The sequence below is a fragment of the Rhizobium sp. NZLR11 genome (assembly GCF_019685115.1).
In the GTDB taxonomy this organism is placed as follows: domain Bacteria; phylum Pseudomonadota; class Alphaproteobacteria; order Rhizobiales; family Rhizobiaceae; genus Rhizobium.
In genome coordinates this window covers 18,877-35,146 of sequence record NZ_JABDWD010000029.1, presented here as the reverse complement: position 1 = coordinate 35,146, position 16,270 = coordinate 18,877, and the positions used below count along the sequence as shown (strand labels likewise).

Annotated in this window: 18 protein-coding genes and 1 riboswitch; of the genes, 8 read left to right on the top strand and 10 right to left on the bottom strand. The window is 64.1% G+C overall.

All coding sequences use genetic code 11. The features are described from left to right. Positions 1–4 precede the first annotated feature (4 nt). Positions 5–1,225 (bottom strand): helix-turn-helix domain-containing protein, encoded by a 1,221-nt coding sequence (locus HJB83_RS30915; protein ID WP_207580985.1) that lies wholly within the window; start codon positions 1,223–1,225, stop codon positions 5–7. 119 nt (positions 1,226–1,344) lie between these two features. Here HJB83_RS30915 and HJB83_RS30910 point away from each other — a divergent pair, with 119 nt between their 5' ends. Together HJB83_RS30910 and HJB83_RS30905 are read left to right on the top strand one after the other, a co-directional pair. Then, positions 1,345–2,154, top strand: a complete 810-nt coding sequence (locus HJB83_RS30910; protein ID WP_207580986.1) for a thioredoxin family protein — start codon at positions 1,345–1,347, stop codon at positions 2,152–2,154. 5 nt (positions 2,155–2,159) lie between these two features. Next, positions 2,160–2,546 carry a hypothetical protein gene (locus HJB83_RS30905; RefSeq protein ID WP_221116737.1) on the top strand — a complete coding sequence of 129 codons (387 nt, stop codon included), beginning with the start codon at positions 2,160–2,162 and terminating at the stop codon, positions 2,544–2,546. Positions 2,547–2,693: 147 nt separating this feature from the next. On the opposite strand, the gene HJB83_RS30900 is transcribed toward HJB83_RS30905, so the two are convergent. Beyond that, positions 2,694–3,335 (bottom strand): metallophosphoesterase family protein, encoded by a 642-nt coding sequence (locus tag HJB83_RS30900; protein WP_221133155.1) that lies wholly within the window; start codon positions 3,333–3,335, stop codon positions 2,694–2,696. A 444-nt stretch (positions 3,336–3,779) separates the two neighbouring features. Here HJB83_RS30900 and HJB83_RS30895 point away from each other — a divergent pair, with 444 nt between their 5' ends. Further along, a complete protein-coding gene (locus tag HJB83_RS30895) occupies positions 3,780–4,802 on the top strand; it encodes an LLM class flavin-dependent oxidoreductase (RefSeq protein WP_207584339.1) in 1,023 nt (340 codons plus the stop codon). Positions 4,803–4,827: 25 nt separating this feature from the next. Here HJB83_RS30895 and HJB83_RS30890 read toward each other — a convergent pair whose 3' ends face one another. Continuing rightward, positions 4,828–5,652, bottom strand: a complete 825-nt coding sequence (locus tag HJB83_RS30890) for an AraC family transcriptional regulator (protein WP_221133156.1) — start codon at positions 5,650–5,652, stop codon at positions 4,828–4,830. A 97-nt stretch (positions 5,653–5,749) separates the two neighbouring features. Here HJB83_RS30890 and HJB83_RS30885 point away from each other — a divergent pair, with 97 nt between their 5' ends. After that, a complete protein-coding gene (locus HJB83_RS30885; RefSeq protein WP_207580990.1) occupies positions 5,750–6,673 on the top strand; it encodes a phytanoyl-CoA dioxygenase family protein in 924 nt (307 codons plus the stop codon). Positions 6,674–6,879: 206 nt separating this feature from the next. Next, a complete protein-coding gene (locus tag HJB83_RS30880; RefSeq protein WP_207580991.1) occupies positions 6,880–7,797 on the top strand; it encodes a LysR family transcriptional regulator in 918 nt (305 codons plus the stop codon). On the opposite strand, the gene HJB83_RS30875 is transcribed toward HJB83_RS30880, so the two are convergent. The 3 genes from HJB83_RS30875 to HJB83_RS30865 form a co-directional block, all read right to left on the bottom strand. Then, positions 7,786–9,051 carry an MFS transporter gene (locus HJB83_RS30875; RefSeq protein WP_207580992.1) on the bottom strand — a complete coding sequence of 422 codons (1,266 nt, stop codon included), beginning with the start codon at positions 9,049–9,051 and terminating at the stop codon, positions 7,786–7,788. The two genes, HJB83_RS30880 and HJB83_RS30875, sit on opposite strands and share 12 nt — an antisense overlap. Next, on the bottom strand, positions 9,048–9,692 hold the full coding sequence (locus HJB83_RS30870) for a helix-turn-helix transcriptional regulator (RefSeq protein ID WP_207580993.1): 645 nt from the start codon (positions 9,690–9,692) through the stop codon (positions 9,048–9,050). Before HJB83_RS30870 ends, HJB83_RS30875 begins: the two co-directional genes overlap by 4 nt. Positions 9,693–9,765: 73 nt before the next feature. Next, entirely contained in the window at positions 9,766–10,884 is a 1,119-nt protein-coding gene (locus HJB83_RS30865; protein WP_207580994.1) for an adenylate/guanylate cyclase domain-containing protein, read from the bottom strand. A 194-nt stretch (positions 10,885–11,078) separates the two neighbouring features. On the opposite strand from HJB83_RS30865, the gene HJB83_RS30860 reads away from it, so the two are divergent. After that, complete coding sequence (locus HJB83_RS30860) at positions 11,079–11,303, top strand: hypothetical protein (RefSeq protein WP_207580995.1); 225 nt, start codon at positions 11,079–11,081, stop codon at positions 11,301–11,303. Between the two features lie 82 nt (positions 11,304–11,385). On the opposite strand, the gene HJB83_RS30855 is transcribed toward HJB83_RS30860, so the two are convergent. Together HJB83_RS30855 and HJB83_RS30850 are read right to left on the bottom strand one after the other, a co-directional pair. Continuing rightward, positions 11,386–11,694: a GCG_CRPN prefix-to-repeats domain-containing protein gene (locus HJB83_RS30855; RefSeq protein WP_221133157.1), complete on the bottom strand. Its 309-nt coding sequence runs from the start codon at positions 11,692–11,694 to the stop codon at positions 11,386–11,388. Between the two features lie 184 nt (positions 11,695–11,878). Continuing rightward, the gene (locus HJB83_RS30850) at positions 11,879–12,325 is read right to left on the bottom strand and encodes an SRPBCC domain-containing protein (RefSeq protein WP_207580997.1); all 447 of its coding nucleotides are present in this window, start codon (positions 12,323–12,325) and stop codon (positions 11,879–11,881) included. A gap of 415 nt (positions 12,326–12,740) precedes the next feature. Then, a riboswitch (FMN riboswitch) is annotated at positions 12,741–12,883 on the top strand. A 76-nt stretch (positions 12,884–12,959) separates the two neighbouring features. Between HJB83_RS30850 and HJB83_RS30845 the strand changes: the two genes are divergently transcribed. Next, positions 12,960–13,394 (top strand): 6,7-dimethyl-8-ribityllumazine synthase, encoded by a 435-nt coding sequence (locus tag HJB83_RS30845; protein WP_007630468.1) that lies wholly within the window; start codon positions 12,960–12,962, stop codon positions 13,392–13,394. A 160-nt stretch (positions 13,395–13,554) separates the two neighbouring features. After that, positions 13,555–14,244 (top strand): VOC family protein, encoded by a 690-nt coding sequence (locus HJB83_RS30840; protein WP_221133158.1) that lies wholly within the window; start codon positions 13,555–13,557, stop codon positions 14,242–14,244. Between the two features lie 157 nt (positions 14,245–14,401). Here HJB83_RS30840 and HJB83_RS30835 read toward each other — a convergent pair whose 3' ends face one another. Continuing rightward, positions 14,402–15,178: a DUF1194 domain-containing protein gene (locus HJB83_RS30835; protein WP_207580999.1), complete on the bottom strand. Its 777-nt coding sequence runs from the start codon at positions 15,176–15,178 to the stop codon at positions 14,402–14,404. A 101-nt stretch (positions 15,179–15,279) separates the two neighbouring features. After that, positions 15,280–16,182: a LysR family transcriptional regulator gene (locus HJB83_RS30830; RefSeq protein WP_221116730.1), complete on the bottom strand. Its 903-nt coding sequence runs from the start codon at positions 16,180–16,182 to the stop codon at positions 15,280–15,282. Positions 16,183–16,270: the final 88 nt, after the last annotated feature.

Sequence of the window (16,270 nt, the reverse complement as noted above, 5' to 3'; positions counted from 1 at the left end):
GATCCTAATCGCTCGGCAGCGGCCCGGGGAGTAACAAGATCGTCGGGAAACCCGATAGCGGCGGGCTCATCCAGCGCCGTGCCCGCCCGCGCCCCAGTGATTGCACCTTGCCTTCCCCAGCCAGGGAATCCAGCGCCCGCTGCACGGTGCGGGGGCTCGCTCCGAGCGCGATCGCCAAGGCCGAGCTCGACCAAGCCTCGCCGTCGGCCAGAAAGGCGAGCACCGCCCCATGAGACCCTTCGACGAGGGGGGCCAGCACGGCAATCTCCCGGGCGCCGGGCAGCGAAAGCACAAAGCCGCGCTTCGTCGCCGAAACCTCCGCCAGTCCGCGCAGCTCGGCGCGCAGCCGGCCGATCTCGACCCTCAGCCGGGCGCGATGCGATTCATCGGCGTGTTTGCCACGGAAGGCACGGGCGATGAGCGTACCCCGTGCCACATCCGCCGGCCAGGCTTCGGCAAGTGCGCGGGCGAGCGCAAACAGCACGGGCCGCGTCGCCAGCGAGACCGCCGTCCCAGCGTTCCACACCACATGGCGGCAGGCATCGACGACGAGCATGCCGGAGGAAAGCAGCTCTTCCACCGCAGCAAGCAGCAGCGGACGTTCTTGCCCGCGCGACAGCAGCCGCGCCGCCGGAGTATCGAGCACCAGGGCGGCGGCTTCGACCTCCGCCGTCAAAGCCGGGATATCGGCCGCGCGCGCTGCAAGCCTTGCCCGGTCAAGCGCCGAACGCGCCGCCCTCGTCTGCAAGCGGCGGACGGCAATGCCAGCCGCCACCAGCTCGTGGGCAGCCCGCAGAGCCGGCGGCAGCGGCGTCGGATCGAGTGCTGCGAGCGAGCGCTCGGCCTCGTCGAGGCCGCCGATCAGCACCAGCCTGCGAATGGCCACATTGCCTGCATGGGCGGCATTGACCCTGTCGCCGTGCGCATCCAGCACCTTGCGCGCCGCTTCCAGCGCCTTCGGCGGCCAGGTGAGATCGCGCGAGACGAGCGCGATCTCGGCCTCGGCGACCACGCAGCGCGCTCGCGCCACTGCCTCCCGTGGGCCGAAGGCGCGCGCCGCACTCTTCAACAGCGCCTTGGCGCGAACGAGATCGCCAAGCTGTGCCATCGCGATGCCGCGCAGCGCCAGTGCCGGCGCATCGTCGCGCAACGCCACCCGCTTCAGCGCGCCGAGTGCATCGCCCGATGCCAGCGCCCGCGCCGCGGCTGTGATCAGCGAGTCCATTCAAATCCCGTCACACTTGTCACTCCCGTTATTCCCCTGCCCGGCCGTAATCTGCGTGAGACCGGCTGGCAACCCTGCGCCGGATGCTACGACGATAGACAGGCAAAGGAGAAGACCCAATGACGATACAGCTCGGAACACGGCAGGAGTGGCTGGAAGCGCGGCTCGATCTGCTCGAAGAGGAAAAGGTGCTGACGCGGCAGAGCGACGCGCTGGCGATGAAGCGCCAGCAATTGCCGCGTGTCAGGATCGACAACGAATACCGCTTCGACACCGAGGCGGGCAACGTTTCGCTGAAGGACCTCTTCGGCGGCCGCTCGCAGCTCCTCGTCTATCACTTCATGTTCGGGCCGGATTACACCGCCGGATGCCCGTCCTGCTCCTCGATCGCCGACGGATTCAACGGCTTCTTCGTTCATCTCGAAAACCACGACGTCGCCTTCACGGCGATCTCGCGGGCGCCGATCGCAAAGCTTCAGGCATTCAAGCAGCGCATGGGCTGGAGCTTTCCCTGGGCCTCCTCCTTCGGCAGCGACTTCAACGGCGATTTCAGCGTCTGGTTCACCCCCGAGCAGCAGCGCCAGGGCGACATAGAATATAATTACCGCCGCGAGCAGCCCGCCCCCGAACCACTCGCCTTCGAACCATTGGCCGGCAAGACCGTGCAGGAATGGCAGTTGCGCGGCAGCGAGGGACCGGTGGCGCAGATCGCCGCCATGACCGAAACCGATGTCGCCACCTACACCCGCGACCGGCCGGGCGTCAGCGCCTTCGAGCTTGCCGATGGCGCCGTCTACCACAGCTATTCCAGCTATTCCCGCGGGCTCGACGGGCTCTGGGGCATGTACCAATGGCTCGACCGCGCTCCCAAGGGACGCAACGAAACCGGCGTCTGGTGGCGCCACCACGACCGATATGGCAAGGAGTGACTCCAATGCCGCTTCCCCTCCACACCTCGAAAAGGGGCGGCGAATACGCCGCCTCGGGCGCCAGCATGGCTGCCCCGGGCGGCAACGCCGCCCTCAACGCCGCCGAATGGCTCTCGCTGGCCGCCGCTGCAGACGGGTCCGTCGGTAAACCGGGCAAATCCACCTGGAGCACCCTCGCCGCCGCTGATTGGCTGTCGCTCGCCGCCGCCCCGACATTTGCGCTCATGGCGCTGCTGACGGCCACGGCTAGCAGCGCCGACATGATCTGCACGACCACGCCGGATTTCCTGCCGATCGGCGGAATGGTGCCGATGTACCTGCTGATGAGCGGCTTCCATTTGGCGCCCTGGCTGCGGCTTGCTGCCGGCAGGCGAGGTATAGGCCGCCAGTGATGGTGCCAACGCCATCAATCTTTCCTCCGGGGTGGCGTTCTCGCCATTTTTTTTGCTGACGGGTCATAGCGAGGCGATAGATACCTCGCTGCGCACTGCTCCCGCTCAGCCGTCTGCGGCTTTACACCTTTATCGACGCGGCTAAGTTCATGCCTTCACCTCGATGAAGTCAATCGGCCCGCCGGCAACGTCATCATCAAACACCGCACAGGAAAGCTTGCCGCCGAAGACGCAGCCGCTGTCGATATTGGTGCGGTTTCCTGTCGTCACCGGATTGGATAGCGACGGTGTATGGCCGTGGACCAAATGCTTGCCCCAATACTCTTCAGACCGGCCGGGAGGAAACCGGATCCATAGAAGATCGTGCTCGCTCTGCTGCTCCAGTGGAAATGCGGGATCGACACCGGCGTGGACGAAGATGCGGTGCCGATCGAAATGCATGAGCGGACGACCGGCCGCCCATTGCAGATGCTGGGGCAAAACCCTGCCGCCAAACGAAATCTCGGTTTCAAATCCGCCATTGCCAAGCCATACGGCTCTGTTATCGCTATCGGCATAGGCAGCGACCATCATGTCCTCATGATTGCCCTTCAGGCAGATCCAGCGCCACGGGTCGGACGGACCGGCAATGAGCCGGTCGAGGACACGTCTGCTGTCAGGCCCACGATCGATATAGTCGCCAAGGAAAACCACAGTCCCCTCGGAAGCGTAAGTTGTGATGCGATCGATCATGCTGTCGAGCGGATCGATGCAGCCGTGAATATCGCCTATGGCAAACCTGTAGCGCATGTTCCAAGCCTCTCGGCGGCAATGTGACGGCCCGCGGTCAAGGCCGAGAAGGCGCGCAAGGGTTGGCACCGAGGCTCACGCACCTTCGCCGTCCGCGGCATCATAACAAACGCAAACCCCGCCGCCATCGCGAAAACCGACTCCATATCCGGCATTTACCGCGATTGGTTCTCCTTCCGCTTGAGGAGATCGGCGGGCGCGGCTGTTGGCTCTCTCCGATCTCATCTCGAGGTGCCCCGTGAGGGCCTCGAAGGACGAGAACTGATCGGTGTACCTCAGGACGGCAGAGAGTTTGCGGCAACCGGCGTTTGGCGGCCCTCCCGCCGAAAGACCGGTTCCGACAACATCGATGCGCCCCACCCGACCAGTTCCGATTGTCTTCCGGGCCGGAACTGTGCGATGACCGATCGACCCCTACACAACGGTTCAAGGTGCGGCATCGGCATGAAGAAGATCGGTTTCCTCTCGTTCGGGCACTGGACGCCCTCGCCTCAATCGCAGACGCGCTCGGCCGGCGATGCGCTGCTCCAGTCGATCGACCTTGCCGTCGCGGCCGAGGAGCTCGGTGCCGACGGGGCGTATTTTCGGGTGCATCATTTCGCCCGCCAGCTGGCCGCACCCTTCCCGCTACTATCAGCCGTCGGCGCAAAAACCAGCCGGATCGAGATCGGCACCGCGGTCATCGACATGCGCTACGAGAACCCGCTTTATATGGCCGAGGATGCCAGTGCCGCCGACCTCATCGCCGGCGGCCGGCTGCAGCTTGGCATCAGCCGCGGCTCACCCGAGCAGGTGATCGATGGCTGGCGCCATTTCGGCTATGCCCCGCCCGAAGGCCAGAGCGAGGCTGACATGGCCCGCCATCACGCCGAAGTATTCCTCGAGGTGTTGCGCGGCGAAGGTTTTGCCAAGCCCAACCCGCGGCCGATGTTTCCGAATCCGCCAGGCCTCCTGCGCCTCGAGCCGCATTCGGAGGGGCTGCGCGAGCGGATCTGGTGGGGCGCAAGCTCCAACGCTACCGCCGTCTGGGCGGCCAAGCTCGGCATGAACCTGCAGAGCTCGACGCTGAAGGACGACGAGACGGGAGAGCCGTTCCACGTCCAGCAGGCCGACCAGATCCGCGCCTACCGCGAGGCCTGGAAGGCAGCCGGCCACACGCGCCAGCCGCGCGTCTCGGTCAGCCGCAGCATCTTCGCACTCGTCGACGACCGCGATCGCGCCTATTTCGGCTACGGCAATGACGAGGACGACAAGATCGGTTTCCTCGACGAGAAGACCCGGGCGATCTTCGGCCGAAGCTATGCCGCCGAACCCGATGCCCTGGTTAAGCAGCTCGCCGAGGATCAGGCGATCGCCGAGGCCGACACACTGCTGCTCACCGTCCCCAACCAGCTCGGCGTTGCCTACAACGCCCATGTCATCGAGGCGATCCTGACCCACGTCGCCCCGGCGCTTGGCTGGCGCTGACGCTCCGACCGATGCTGCCGGGCGCTCACACCCGCCTATATCTAGCGCGGAATTCGCGAGGACTGCAGCCCTCGCGCTCGTGGAAGACCCGTGAAAAATAAAATGGGTCGTCCAGGCCGACCATGGCGGCCACCGTTTCGATCTTTTGGTCGGTGGTTGCCAACAGCTGTTTGGCATGGTCCATGCGCACCCGAAGCTGGAATGCTTTGGGAGGCAGTCCGGTTTCAAGCGTGAACCGCCTGCGCAGCGTCGCCGGCGACATGCCGTGCTCGGCGGCGAAGGCAGCGAGATCGAGCGGTTGCATCGCCCGCTGCCATAGCGTTTCGACGATGTCGGCCATATCAGGCCTTCCCTGGTGTCGATTGGCCCCTCCGCTCGCCTGTCTGGCGGCTGCGATGACGATGTGATGCAGCATCAATGCCGCCGACGCCTGCCCAAAGTTGGTATCGTCAAGCAGATCGGCATGAAGCTTGCCGAAGAGCCGCGTCAGCTCATCGAGATGATGCAAGGCGACGACGGGGTGCCGCTCGGCAATCATCCTCAGCCTGACGAAGTCTCGCGTGAAGGATCCCTCGAAAAGCGCCCAGCGCTCGTCCCAGCCGCCTTCGTCGGGAGCGTAAGAATGCGTGCGGTTGGGAAACAGCCAGAACAGAGCAGGCCCGGTCAGCCTCAGCCGGCCGCTGGCTGCGGTTTCCAGCCAGCCTGGCCCGCGCTCCACCAGCACGACGGCGAAACTCGGAAGTTTGCGGTCGCTCACCGCATGGCGGGCGTGCTGCCTGCCGCTTCCGATGACCGCCAGGCCGCCGGCCGCGCCGAGCGGCGTTCTATAGATGGCCTCGGCGTCTCTCATGATGAGCGAAAAGTCCAGCTGCCAATTTTCTCTATGTCGATTATCCCTGCAGATCAGCTAATTGGTGGCAAATCAACTTAAGCTGAGGAAGGCTGAAATGTCGATTGCCGCCAGAGCCGCGCAGACCCGAACGCCGGATTTTCCCCTTACCGCCCACGGCAAGACCTTGGCTGCGGAGCGGATGGGCTGGCTCACGCCGACCGATCCGGCCATCGGCGTCGACGCCATCCGCCGCCGCTACCAGGACGATGGCTATGTCTGGCTGAAAGGTCTTCTGCCACGGGCCGATATCATCGACTTCCGTGGCTGGGTCTTCGAACGCCTCGCTGCGACAGGACTGGTCGAGCCCGGCAGCGATTTTACGCTGGGGCTCGCATCGGCCACCGGCTGCGACTGGAGCCTGGCGGATCGGCGCCTGATGTCGCTCGTCCGCTCCGCCGCCTATGAAGGCTTCTGCACGCAACCGCCGCTCATCCGCTTCATGGATGATTTCCTGCAGGGCATTTCCTATCTGCACAAGCGCAAGATCATGCGTTTCACCCAGCCGGGATCGCCGACGGCCACACCCGCTCACTACGATCTCGTCTACCTCCGCGGCGGCACCCGCCGCCTGGTGACGGCCTGGATCCCGATCGGCGACATTCCCACCGAGATGGGCGGCCTGGTCTACCTCGAAGGCTCGCATGCGCTTGGCGTCAAGATGGAGGCCGAGTTCCAGGCCGCAAGCGACGATCTTTCTCCGCAAGAGCGGATCAGTGCCTATAACAGCCACATGACGGAAGGCGGCTGGGTGTCGAAGGATCTCCCTGATATGGCGGAGCGCTTCGACACCCGCTGGCTCGCTGCCGATTATGAGGCTGGTGACGTTGTGCTCCACTCGCCCCATATGATCCACGCCTCGACCACCAACCAGGACAGCAGCCGACGGCTGCGCCTCTCCACCGACATCAGATATCAAAATGTCGACGACGAGATCGACGCCCGATGGAACAACCATTGGAGTCTCGGCGATATGCTGTAGCCAGGCTTCCCGCGTCCCAATCGGCCGAACTCCGCCGCGGGCTTAGCACCAGCGTCAGCTCCATCTCGAAATATCAGACCGAACGCACTCCGACATAGAAGCGGAGCGTCGGGACCTTACAGCCGCGTTGGACGTTGATGGTCCGAGCCTTGAATCGGTCGCTGACTGACCGACTTATGGCTGTAGCGAACCGCTCGAGTTGCCTGATGCCGCGTACGAACCTGAACGATATCCTGATCTTCATGGCCGTCGTCGATGCCGGAAGCTTTATCGCCGGCGGCGAGGCCTTGGGCCTGTCCCGTTCGGCGGCGGGAAAGGCCGTCATCCGCCTGGAGGACCGGCTCGGCGCACGTCTGCTCAACCGCACGACGAGAACATTGAACCTGACCGACGAAGGGCGAGTGTTTTACGACCGTGGCTTGCAAATCCTCGCATCGGTAGACGAGGCAGAAGCGAGCGTGGCAGGCAAGAGCGGTACGCCGCGCGGCGTTCTCAGGCTCACCGTGCCTGATGCCTTCGGACGGCGCGTCGTGCTGCCCCTGTTGGAAGAATATCTTCGGGCCTGGCCCGACATCCAGGTGGAGATGAGCCAAACCGATCGTCTTGCCGACATCGTCGAGGAAGGCTTCGATCTGGCAATCCGGATCGGCGCGACGGCATCGGACTCCCGGCTGGTCTCGCGCGTGATCGCCACCTACAGGACGCGGCTCTGCGCCTCGTCGTCCTATCTTGCCGAACGCGGCGAGCCGCGCGATATCGACGATCTCGCAGCCCATGACTGCCTGATTTTCGCCAGCCGCAATCAAAGACAAGGCTGGCGTTTTCGCGGCAAAGGCGGCTCGTGGATCAAGGCGCGGGGGCGCAGCCGCCTGAGGCTCGACAGCGCAGAGGCGGTCCGCGACGCCGCCTTGGCGGGGCTGGGTATCGCTCTCCTGCCCGATTTCCTCGTCGCCGACGATCTCGCCGCTGGCCGTCTCCGGCACGTCCTCCCCGACCTCGAAACCGATGACGCCAAGATCGTCATGCTCTATCCCGACAAGCACCTGCTGGAACCGCGCATCCATCGTTTTGTCGATCTGATGGTCGAGGCGTTGGGGCACGAGAGACCGCGCTCATCGCCTTGATACGGAAGCACCGGCATCGGTAATAGCCTTGTCGAAGCCACGGAAACTTTTCAGCGCAAGGGGAAAGAGAGTTGCGGCGAGATAGGCAAGGCCGGTGAGCAATAGTGCCGCGGCAAGGCCGATCGTGCTGATCAGCGCGCCGCCGACGAGGCCGCCGAAGGGAATGAGCGCAAAACAGAGGGCGGCATTCATCGCGGTCACGCGGCCGATCAGCGGCTTGGGGATGCGCTCGAAAACCACCGCCGACAGGATCGGGTTGAGGAATCCCGAGGCAAATCCGGCGATTGCCAAGGTGACGAAGATGAGGATGAGCGGCGCATCCAGCGCAAGGATGAAAAAGCGCGGAAATCCGGTCAAGAGGAACGCCACGGTATAGACCATCAGGCGCGGCATCCGTTCGCCGATCGCCGCCGCAATCGCCGCGCCGGCGATCGAAGCGCCGGTGAAGGCCGCAAACATCGCCCCCAGCAGTTCCGGACCATGGCCGGAATCGCGTGTCCAGACAGGCAGCAGCACCGCATGATAGGCTTGGTCCAGCAGATTGGTGATCGCCACCATGGCGACAATGCTGACGAGCACCGCATCGCCACGCAAAAAGCGCCAGCCTTCGCGGAGATCGTCGAGATAGGAAGCCCTTTCGGCCGGTCGGACGTCGGGTGCGCCGGATAGCTCGGGCGCGCGCCGCATCCCGGGGATGCCGACTGCGACGATCAGAGCGGCGGCGGCAAAGGTGGCGGCATTGACGAGGAGCGCCTGGCCCGGGCCGATCAGCCCGATCAACGCGCCCGCGCCGGCCGCCCCCGCCGTCGAGGCCAGCCGCTCGATCGCATTGGCGACGCCGGTCACCCGTTCGAGCGGCACATTCGCGAGCGCGGCGATGTCGGGAACCATTGCCTGCTTGGCGGCGTCGGAAGGCCCACGCAGCACGCCCATGGCAAAGACCACGGGCAGAAGCACCGGCATGCCGAGCAGGCCGAAAAAATCGAGCAGCGGCACCAGTCCCACCGCGGCCACCGAAGCGGTATCGCAGACGATGGCGATGCGCTTGGCGCCGACGCGGTCGATCAGCGGCCCGCCGAGCGCCTTGGCGACGACATAGGGCAGCATCTCCATCATCGCCGTCAGCCCGGTCAGGACAGGGCTACCCGTCGTGCTCAGCACCAGCCAGGGAATAGCAATGGTCGATAGCCGCGTGCCGGAAAGCGAAAGCGCCTCGGCTGCGGCAAGCGCTAGGAAAGGCCCGCCCCTTCTCACGGTTCGCCATCCTTTTCGCGATGCGGAAGCCGGCCTGGATAGGGAAAGGCATGCAGCATGATGGAGAAGGGAACCATATCCCCGGGTGCCGGCTCACCCAAGGGCGGAGCTACCCGCATCGCTTCGAGGATGATGTCGGTCAGCTGCTTGGTCAGCGCCTCGGCCTGTTTTGCCGTCATCGGGATGATCATGTCGTTGGCAGCACTCGCCTTGCGCCATTCCCCCGGCAGTTCGGCATATTCCTCCAGCGCCTGCTGCATCTGGCCGACCTGCAAGGAGAGGACCGCCTGGTTGAAGGCGTGATCGAGATCCAGCGCTTCACCCTCGGCCTCGCTTGCCGGCACCGAGGTGAGCTCGTGACTGGCCCGCCACCAGCGGTCGCGCCGTGAAACATGCGGCGCTTCCTCGATGAAGCCGTATTGGGCAAGCTGGCGCAGATGATAACTGGTCGCACCGCTGTTCAATCCCAGTTGCACCGCCAGCTGCGTCGCCGTGGCGGGTCCATCGACCCTGAGCATGCCGAGCATGCGCAACCGGACGGGATGCGCCAGCGCCTTCAACGCGACGGGATCAGGTACGACCCGGCTGACGGTGCGCGGCGGCTTTGAATGGGCGACGGTCTGGCGATGGGGATCCTTCATGCCAGAAGCTTACCATTGCAAAGATATCTTTGCAAAATTTTCTTTGCATAACTGCAAGCGCCCTGTCCGTGACTTAAGCTTCTGCCAGGGTGAAGACTGCGCAAGGGTCGGTAATGCCGCGCAAGCTATGCTCTCCGAGCGGCATCAAGGCCGTCGTCGTATTCGCCGCCACCGCTCCCGAAATCAGCACGTTTCTGCCGAGCGGCTTGCAGAGCCCTTCCAGGCGGCTGACCAGATTGACCGCGGGGCCGATGGCAGTAAAGTCCAGCCGGTCGGCCGCACCGATATTGCCCCATAGAATCTCGCCGAAATGCAGCGCCGCGCCGAACGGCAACGGCGCCAGCCCCTGGGCCTGGCGCACCTGGTCGAGATGGCTCATGCCGGCACGGCTGGCGGCGACCGCCCGCAGGGCGGCCTCGCAGGCCTCGCGATCCCCCCGGGCGATGTCTGCTTCGCCCGACGTCGCGGTGACCGGAAAGATCGCCAGCACGCCGTCGCCTATGAATTTCAGCACCTCGCCGCCGAAGGCGTGCACTGCGCCGGCGACGCGATCAAAATAAGCGTCGAGCGCGGCAATCATCGCCTGCGGCTCCGTCACTTCCGAAAGCGCGGTGAAATCACGCAGATCGGCACAGAGAAGGGCAGCGCGGATGGTCTCACCGGTGCCGCGGGCAAGCGCGCCGGCCTGCACCCGGGCAGCACTGCGCCGGCCGAGATAGGCTTCGAGCAGCGCGGCCCGCGCCTCCCGCGCCGCCAAAGCGGCGAGCGGCGCTGCGGCAAAACGCGCGACTTCGCGCAGCAGACTGGCCTCGGCCGCACCGAATGCGCCGCCCCCTGCCCCGTTGGCAACTCCCGCCCAGCCAAGCAGCGGCCCGTCCGATGCCTGATTATCCTGTGCAGGCCCGATCCGGCTCTCCCACACCGGCCCGAGCCCACCCAGCCAGTCGCGCCCGGCCTCACTCTGCGGAGCTGCAGCAAAGGCCAGCGCCTCAATGACGGCCCCGGTCTCGGCCCGCCACAGCCAGGTGCGCCGAGCGATGATTGGGTGCGGCACGGAAAGCGTCAGCGCGCCGCCCGAAAGCGGCAGGCCGTCAGCCAAAAGCCGGCGCCCGAGCTCGGCCAGAAACCGTTCGGGACCAGGCGAGGCACCGGCCTCATCAACCAACCAGGCAAGGGGAGATGGCAGATCCATGCTTCAACATGACATCGCCCCGGGACGTCCGCAAGGATGCCTTCTGAAGCCCCATCGACTCCTTCAGCCATTCCACGCAGACAATTCCTGTCGAGATTCTTCCATCACGGCGAAAAGCAAAAAATAACGCTTTAAACTTGCGCCGTTTTGCTTCCATTATGCGGCGGTTCGTCATCGTGTGATTGAGGGGTACGATGGGCACGATTTTCTGGCCGAAAGATCCGCTGGATGGGAATGACATGACGCTGCTGACGTCGATCCTTCGGCGGTGGTGCGACAGGCATCAGGTCGAGCTGACAGCACAGGAGAGCAGCCGCAAGGCGAAGGAACTTGTCGAATGGTATGAATTCGGCGTCAAGGATCCGATCGAACTCGAAGAACTGATCGAGGGCAAGTACTGGCTGGTCAGCAAAATCTGACCTGATCACAGTCGTAACATTCAAGAGAAAAGGCCGGGCGAAATATCGCACCGGCCTTCGTCAATTTGCCCCTGGGAAGGCTTCAGTCGTCATCCCGCCAACGGCGGTGGTGATCGCCGCGCCAATCATCGCGCCAGCGCGGACCATCCCAATCCCGGTGACGCCGCTCCCAGCCCCAGCGGGGCGGACCGCCGTAAAAGGCCACCGGCGGCGGGCGTCGCCAGTTTGGCCGGCATTCGCCCCAGCGGGTCAGATGCCAGCCGCGGCCGCACGCATAGTCGACCTTCGTGACATTGCTCTGGACATTGATTGTCCCCATCGGCATCGCCTCAGCTGTGCCGACCGAGAGGCTGCCAGCGAGCAAGGCAGCCGCGATAGAAAGTGCCTTCATCGAAAACTCCAATTCATCCAGCCGTTCCCACCCTAGGGCCGCCAAATTGAACTGGAGATGAACTTCACGTTCATGTTTGCGGGAGAAAAAGAAGCGATTTCGGACCGCTCATCGCAGCGCCGGCCAGCTGGTTTTCCCGCAAGGGCAGGCGCTTCAGGGCCATCCACCGGCCCGCAAAAACCGTTCATGTCCTGCCGTAAAATGCGTCGGGACCCGGGTCACGCCCGGCGGCGACCTCGGTCAGCCGCCCAAGGTAATGCGCCCAGCCTTCCGCATGCCCGGCGCATTGATCGGCGCTCGGTAGGCCGCTATGCGTCAGTCGCAGCAGTGTTCCGCCCCCCTGCTCGATCAGGTCGATCTCGACGAGGCTCGACCCCGGCGGCACCACCTCGCTGCCGTCCCAGCCGAAGCTGTAGGCAAGGCGATGAACCGGCACCACCTCGCGAAACGAGCCGCGCGCAAAGCGGGCACCGGTGACGTTGACAAGATAGAGCCCGCCCGGCTGCGGCTCGACCTCTGCCTCCGTCCCCATCCAGCGCAGGATCTTCTGCGGGTCGGTCATCAGCGCAAACACTGCGGCCGGCGGCGCCGCAATATGCGCCTCGCGGTGAACGACGAAAGATTCTGGCATCACGCTCTCCGATAGTTGTCATGGCCTGCCTCGCCGCGGGCGGGATCAGCGGGTCATGCTGTTTTGACGTGGGTGTCCTCGCGTGAGCATGTAGGCGGAAGTACCCGATCAGCAAGGGTGGTCGGGCCACGCCGCCCCCGTCGCCCGGCACCGGCGCGGCATCCTCCAACGTCCCTCATGCTGAGGCGCGTAGCCCGTGGGGCGGAGCCTCGAAGCACTCGCCGCAACGCTGCTCCCTGCCTTCATCTAGCATCCGCGCACCCGCCGCGTCCTTCGGGGCCTCTGCGGCGCACCTCAGGACAAGGCTCTCTGGGGGGTGCAGCCAGCTAGGTGGCGATCGCCTCACCCCATCCCCGCCTCCGCGATGCAAGCATTTCGCCCTATTGCCAGCCCTTCGTCTTCCCCCTATTGTCCCGGCCGTTCTCAGGGCGGGGTGAAAGTCCCTACCGGCGGTATGCAGTTTCGATTGCGAGCCCGCGAGCGCCTTCCTCGGAAGGGTCAGCAGATCAGGTGAGATGCCTGAGCCGACGGTCATAGTCCGGATGAAAGAGAACGCACGTTCCCAGCCCTTGCGGCTGTCGGGGACGTTCGTGATCGCCTTGGGTGATGTGTCTGTTCGCCAAAGGAGATTACCATGACACCCACCCGCTACGCCTTTATCAAAGCCAGCTGGCACGCCGACATCGTCGACCGCGCCCTTGACGGCTTCTATCAGCTCGTGCCGCCCGAACAGGTCGATGTGTTCGATGTTCCCGGCGCATTCGAGATGCCGCTGCTTTCCCGCGATCTGGCCGCAAGCGGACGTTATGGCGCCGTCATTGCCGCGGCTTTCGTCGTCGACGGCGGAATTTACCGCCACGAATTCGTCGCTCAGGCGGTGGTCGACGGGCTGATGCGCGCCGGCATGGATACCGGCGTGCCGGTGCTTTCGGTTTCGCTGACGCCGCATCAGTATCAGGAAACCGAGCACCATAAGCAGATCTACCGCGCGCATTTCGTCGAGAAAGGGCGGGAGGCCGCAAAGGCCGCGCTCACAATCGGGAAGACACGCGCCGCTCTTGCCGCGTAAGGCGGCTCCCCCCGAACCGGGGCGGCGGGACCGATCCCGCCGTCTTCATCAGGTCAATTCCGACAGAATAATTGATTCGACGCCCTCGCCGCGCTGTGATCCACTCACCCCCGACATGTATCGCCATTCTTAATGCGTCCCAAACCTTAAGGAGCTGAAGATGAGCAATGCAATGCGCAGTGAAACCCCTATCGAAAATTCGCGAACACGGCCCGTCGACACCAAGCTCGAGGTGGTCGTCATCCCCGTTTCCGACGTCGATCGCGCCAAACGTTTCTACGACAGCCTGGGCTGGCGGCTCGACGCCGACTTCGCCAATGATGCCGATTTCCGGGTGCTCCAGTTTACCCCGCCCGGCTCCGGCTGCGCGATCATCTTCGGCGAGAACGTCACCGCCGCGCCACCTGGCTCCGCCCAGGGGCTCTACCTTATCGTCTCCGACATCGAGGCCGCCCGCCGCGATCTTATCGCTCGCGGCGTCGAGGTCAGCGACGTGTTCCACGACGCTGCCGGCGTCTATGCCGGCAAGGACGAGCCCTATCTCTTCGGACGGCTGCGCATCGCCGGCCGAGATCCCGAAAACCGCAGCTATCGCTCCTTCGCCTCGTTCAAGGATCCCGATGGCAATGGCTGGCTATTCCAGGAGGTCACCACGCGATTGGCGGGACGCATCGACGCCGACGAGACAGCCTTTGCGACCTCGAGCGACCTTGCATCAGCGCTGCGCCGCGCGGCGACCGCCCACGGCGAACACGAAAAGCGAAACGGCGGCAAGCACGACGAGGGCTGGCCGGACTGGTACGCCGACTACATGGTCAGTGAACAGTCTGGCCGAGAGCTGCCGCTATAGGCAGCGGTCTTTTCCGGCGAACTCAAACAGCCCTTGTTGAGGCATGCCTTCCTCCTGCGCACCTCCCTGAGGTGCGCAGGAGGAAGGCCAGTAGCCTCGAAGGACACCTCCAACGCTGCTCCGTGCATTCATTCGGCGTCGGCGCACGCGCCCGCCGTCACCGCTCGAAAAAATCCCGCCACTGTTTCTCGCCAACCAGGCAGTCGACCCCGGTCTCGGCGCCGGTGATTCTCTGCACCGTTGCCGGCGGGGAAAACCCGCTGATCTCCAGCACCAGCTTGCGGCGCACGGCAACGGCGAAATCCTCGATGTTGCGGACCGGCAGCACGAAGGCGCCGGGGCCGCCGATCACGCAATCCGCATAATATGTGTCGAGCCCGTTCGGCGCATCGGAGGGCCGCAGCATAATGGCAAGGCCATTGATGATCATGCCTGCTTCCACCGCCTTGTCGCGGGCGGATATGACTGGATTTCCGGAATTGTTCGGGCCATCGCCCGACACATCGATCACCTGTCGTCTGGACGGAAACGGACTGGAAACGATCATGCTGGCGCCTTGGGCGATCGCGGTGGAGATCGATGTACGCCGCTGCGTGGCAATCGGCCGGGCTTCGAGCTTTTCGGCAAAAGCGATCGCGTCCGCTTCCGTCTCGATGACCTGCCAGTCGATCACCGAATCCTGGACGACATAGCCCGCCCATTCGAAATAGCTGATGGCGATGCGGCCGGTCAGACCGCCCTTCACCGCATCGATGAATTCCTTGTGCTTGAGCGCTTCGACATAACCCTCGCGCTGGATGCCGATCTCCTCGAAATCCATCGAGCGCGAGGTGTCGACGGCAAGGACCAGGGTCACGTCAACCTCGTTTCCCCCCGCCTGCGCTGCCGGGACGAGGCCGGAAAGACCCATAAGCACCGCAACTGTCGTCAGCATCGGCAGATCCCCGCGCCATCCAAGCGCGCAACCTTAGCACAGCTTGGCCGATGCAGGACGCCCGGCCACGCCGGTAGTTTCAATTTTCGGTGATGGCCGGCTCAATGCAGCGGCAGCCACAAAGGGCTTTTCCATGCTTTCAGCGCGTCGAGGAAGACCTGCAATCTGGCGGGCAAGAAGCGGCGGGTGGGATAGACGGCATGCACGAATATCTCCTCGGACGACCAGTCCGGCAGCAGGCGGATGAGCGCACCTCTCCTGATCTCATCGTCGCAATAGGTCGAAGGCAGAAGGCCGATGCCGTGGCCGCGATTGGTAAAGGCGCTCACCGCGTCGAAATCCCGGCTCGAGACCGGCCCCGACACCTGCTGGCGGACCGACTTGCCGCCGCTGACCAGATGCCACTCCGCTTCGCCGTTGCGGCCGTTCAGCAACACGCACTGATGCTCATTCAGGTCCTGGGGCTCTGAGGGAGGCGCCCTGCCCTTCAGATAGTCCGGCGCGGCGACCAGATAACGCACGCTCTTTCCGAGCCGCTGCGCGATGATTGAGGAATCCTTGAGTTCGCCGAAGCGGATGCCGAGATCGATATTCTCGGCGATCAGATCGAGGAACAGGTTGGTGACGAAGAGATCGACCTGGATATCGGGATAGGTCTTCAGGAAGGACGATACGAATTCGTAGAAGACCTCCTGCCCGAAAATGACGGGCACGGAGATCTTCAGCAGGCCTTCCGGCTTTTTCTGCGTTTCCGTGAGTGCCTGCTCGGCGTCGATAAGATGGGCGAGCGGCTCACTGCACTGATCGAAATAGGCCCGGCCCTGCGCCGTCAGGCTAAGCTTGCGGGTCGTGCGCTGCAGCAGCGTCACACCAAGCTGCTCCTCCAGCGACGTCACCTTCCGGCTGACGGTCGAGACCGGCATGCCGAGGGAATGGGCCGCGCGGCTGAAGCTGCCATACTGCGCCACCTTCACGAAAACCGCGATGTCGTTCAGGTCTGCCATGCCAGGATTTTTGCATGGATGCAAAAGAGAATCCAGATATTTCCATCTAATCGGGGAATGGAGTTTTCATCATATTCACCTTGCGAAA

Coding starts and splice junctions, on each gene's coding strand:
- HJB83_RS30860 (WP_207580995.1), top strand. CDS start 11,079: ATGGGCACGATTTTCTGGCCGAAAGATCCGCTGGATGGGAATGACATG.
- HJB83_RS30855 (WP_221133157.1), bottom strand. CDS start 11,694: ATGAAGGCACTTTCTATCGCGGCTGCCTTGCTCGCTGGCAGCCTCTCG.
- HJB83_RS30830 (WP_221116730.1), bottom strand. CDS start 16,182: ATGGCAGACCTGAACGACATCGCGGTTTTCGTGAAGGTGGCGCAGTAT.
- HJB83_RS30915 (WP_207580985.1), bottom strand. CDS start 1,225: ATGGACTCGCTGATCACAGCCGCGGCGCGGGCGCTGGCATCGGGCGAT.
- HJB83_RS30840 (WP_221133158.1), top strand. CDS start 13,555: ATGAGCAATGCAATGCGCAGTGAAACCCCTATCGAAAATTCGCGAACA.
- HJB83_RS30870 (WP_207580993.1), bottom strand. CDS start 9,692: ATGAAGGATCCCCATCGCCAGACCGTCGCCCATTCAAAGCCGCCGCGC.
- HJB83_RS30835 (WP_207580999.1), bottom strand. CDS start 15,178: ATGCTGACGACAGTTGCGGTGCTTATGGGTCTTTCCGGCCTCGTCCCG.
- HJB83_RS30910 (WP_207580986.1), top strand. CDS start 1,345: ATGACGATACAGCTCGGAACACGGCAGGAGTGGCTGGAAGCGCGGCTC.
- HJB83_RS30845 (WP_007630468.1), top strand. CDS start 12,960: ATGACACCCACCCGCTACGCCTTTATCAAAGCCAGCTGGCACGCCGAC.
- HJB83_RS30865 (WP_207580994.1), bottom strand. CDS start 10,884: ATGGATCTGCCATCTCCCCTTGCCTGGTTGGTTGATGAGGCCGGTGCC.
- HJB83_RS30905 (WP_221116737.1), top strand. CDS start 2,160: ATGCCGCTTCCCCTCCACACCTCGAAAAGGGGCGGCGAATACGCCGCC.
- HJB83_RS30900 (WP_221133155.1), bottom strand. CDS start 3,335: ATGCGCTACAGGTTTGCCATAGGCGATATTCACGGCTGCATCGATCCG.
- HJB83_RS30890 (WP_221133156.1), bottom strand. CDS start 5,652: ATGAGAGACGCCGAGGCCATCTATAGAACGCCGCTCGGCGCGGCCGGC.
- HJB83_RS30880 (WP_207580991.1), top strand. CDS start 6,880: ATGCCGCGTACGAACCTGAACGATATCCTGATCTTCATGGCCGTCGTC.
- HJB83_RS30850 (WP_207580997.1), bottom strand. CDS start 12,325: ATGCCAGAATCTTTCGTCGTTCACCGCGAGGCGCATATTGCGGCGCCG.
- HJB83_RS30885 (WP_207580990.1), top strand. CDS start 5,750: ATGTCGATTGCCGCCAGAGCCGCGCAGACCCGAACGCCGGATTTTCCC.
- HJB83_RS30895 (WP_207584339.1), top strand. CDS start 3,780: ATGAAGAAGATCGGTTTCCTCTCGTTCGGGCACTGGACGCCCTCGCCT.